A 3183-nucleotide genomic window follows, 5' to 3' on the forward strand; every position below is an offset into this window, starting at 1 on the left:
CGTTTATCCGCTATGTTGTTGACAATAGCGTCAAGTTTTATCACATAGGTATTTTGATCTAGCATTTCATCGGCAAATGCATGAGGTTTGCCAAACAGAGGCTCTGACTCGATTCGCCCCGATATGTTCTTTTTATAAATTAATAATGTGTTTACTTCTTCGGCTAATGCTAGCTGTTTTTCTCCTGCCGGATCGTAGCGATAAATGCGCCGCTCTAAGGCTAGCAGGCCTGCGGTTTGTTCGCCCGCTTGGCTGTGCTGATAGCGTTTGTGGGTCAGTGCTTGATAGCGAAGTTTTAGCGGATCATCGAATGACTCAAGCTCTTTTTCTAAACACCGCTCACCAAGGCTACGTCGTACTCGTAGGCCGCAGGAAACCGATGCCAAATTTTCGGCTTCTGGTGAAACCCTGTGTTCCAAATCGTGCAAAACGGATTGATGTGGCGTGGCGCGATAAACGTGGCTGCCAACGCCAAAATCAATGCCTAGGTTATCACGATCGACAATTCTAGCCGTTTGGTTTAATGCAATATCGGTGATAAAACCCCCGTTATGTACATTTGGCACTAGTTTGATCTCCCGCGGATAAAAGAATGTGGCGTGCTCACCGGCGTAGCCGGGTAAGGACAATAAAGGTCCGTAGGGCAGATTGTTGAGGGCATCAACCGCATGAACGCTACCCTTGCTGGTTGAGCGGGTTAGTACATGGCGCTCCTGTTCCAGATCGCCGAGAATAGTTGTGGGAAATTTGGCGCTTGTTAACCCTTGTGGCGCACGATAATAACTGCCATTCAGTACAATGCCTTCTTCTATAAGACGGCGACTTGCCTTGGTTAATGTGGTGAGTATAGGAACCTGATCCAATAATTTCCGCCATGTCGCAACCAGCAGCCATCTACCGCCTTTGAGCAGATCCTGCAAGGCGAATACCGTGCTTTGTTGTGCCAAGCCGCTAATTAATTTAACCGTAGCGTCACTCATCGCTTCGCCTAGCGAAATGAGGCTCATTTCTCCCGCGCGCCAAATAATGCGCGCGGTTGAGCCAACGAACTGTCCCAGTGGGATCAGGGAAAAAGCAATATCCAACGCACAGCCGCCGATCACGCCCGCGCTACGGTTTCCCTGAGCCAGATCGGTAATACAACCGAAGAAGGGGAGCAAGGTACGCGCCATAAAGTCGACAATGGCACGTTCTGATGCAAATACCTGCTCCCATCGGGTTTCACCAGAATGTGCTTTTTTCGTTGTCGCCAAGGGATCAGCCAACAAATGTTGTGCAGCAGCAGTCGCTATTGTATTCATCGCAGCTGTTTGATCGGCAGAGGCAGTGAAAAGCAGTGGTGCAGCAGGGAGTAGCGTTGCTTTGCGTGGATCGGGCACTTCTTTCATCGAGGGCGCCGGCGTGCCGTGCAAATAGGCATTGCTATCAAAAGGGAGCAGTGGAGTGATGATCGCGGCCTGTCTTCGCGTTGCCTCCTCGTCATAGAGCCTGTCTAGAGTAATACCTAATGGATCTGGCTGATCTGTTATGTGATGATGACTATAGTCAAAACGTTGCTCGATTTTCCTCGCTACACCCGCTGCTGGAATAATTTCGAAATAAGCCTCAGTAGCGCTGTTATGTTGTTTAAAATCACTACGATGATCGCCAGATTGACAGCGGATAAAGATGCCTTGATAGGCTTGCTGGTCAGCAAATTTTAGCCGACTCAACTCACAGGTTGACGTTGTCAGCAGTGCTCGATCACTGGCCGGTAATTCTAACAATAACCGCTGTATAATATCGGCTTCGGCTTGGGTTATCGTCTGACAAAAAAGCGTAAAAGCGCTGTCAAAAGCATGAGGGACATCCTGAACACCCTCTATATAACGATCCCCCATCATCATCAGATCCAACAAAGAAGGATAGGCTTCAGGCGCATGCGGTATATAGCCACCCCGCTCATGTGGCCCTGCCCCCCAGTTAGTAAAGAAGTTCGCTTTGCCTTCATCCCATGACTCTTCCGCGGCTTCTAACACATGACATCGCTTTAAATATTCATGATGAGGTCGTGGATCAAAAAACCAATACTGTTGATCCACCCCTGCATTGGTGAGTTGTTGCTGTGCTATCGCGCGGCGATCGGGCGCTTTGCTCTGCAATTTATTGAGGGCGTTGGCATGTTGATTTTGCTGATCGCGCAGATAATTCACCGCCGTGGTGATCTGCGCCTTGGTTGCCGTGTGAATATCATTGATTGGCGTGATAGCGTTGTGCGCCTGTGCATAGCGTAATGCGGGATAGACCTGCGTTTCTGCCCATAATTTTTGAATTGGTGGATCTTGGGAATTAGCGAGCTGGGCAGACAAGGTAATGAGGTCGTCAAATTTCGCCCCATGAGAGGCCCCCGGCGTCATCGCCTCTAATAGTGCTACGCCGTGCAGCAAGGCCACACTTTGTAATGAGCGCCCATAGCAAAGGGAATTTGGCACATTGCGTATTAATAATTCGGGTGCTATTTCACGGCATAGCAGGTAGTGCAGCATATCCAGGGTAGCCGTTGAGACACCAGAGTTACGCAATGTTATTGATGCTTTGAGTCGATCAAACAATTGGGCGTGGGTATATTCCGTCACCTGGTTATCTCGGAACTCCTGCATGATAGAACGTGCTGTGCCCGCGGTAGCACCGAGAAAATGCTCAATGATGACTTTGCCCACCAGTGCCTGTGTCACCCTCGGTGAAGGGCGTTCTTTCGCCTCACCCCCGTACCAGCCGATTCTTTTCAGCAGAGGGGTGGCAAATTCAGTGAACTGTGTGGTTTGCATCAATGCCTGCCAAGTATCACGTGCCGATTGGCGCAATTGTCGCTGCATGCCATTGTGCTGACAAAGTGTGTCGATCCCGATCAGGTTAAAAAGTTGATCAGTAGGGGCAGTGCTGCTGCTCTCTGCCAGTAGAACATTGAGCTTAGGCAATGGATCAATCAGTAGTAGCGGGTTAGGCGCATTTTCAACCTCCTGTGCTTCACCCACTTGTATGATCATCGGCGCCAATAGCAGAGCGGCGATCTTTAATGCTTGATCCGGCTGGAGGGTTGAATGCTCTCTACGCAGTGAAATTGCAAGAGACAAGGTTTGCATACCGGGTGCATTCTGCGCCCGTTCGATATCCGTCGCGAGCCAATTTTCATTTATTAGGATT

The 3183-nt window shown here is 49.6% G+C and carries 1 pseudogene; it reads right to left on the bottom strand.

The annotated features are described in order from the left end of the window. Nucleotides 1-3183, bottom strand: a pseudogene (locus tag REG_RS13510) (hypothetical protein); the annotation flags it as partial.

Origin of the sequence: Candidatus Regiella insecticola LSR1 (genome assembly GCF_000143625.1) — a bacterium.
In the GTDB taxonomy this organism is placed as follows: domain Bacteria; phylum Pseudomonadota; class Gammaproteobacteria; order Enterobacterales; family Enterobacteriaceae; genus Regiella; species Regiella insecticola.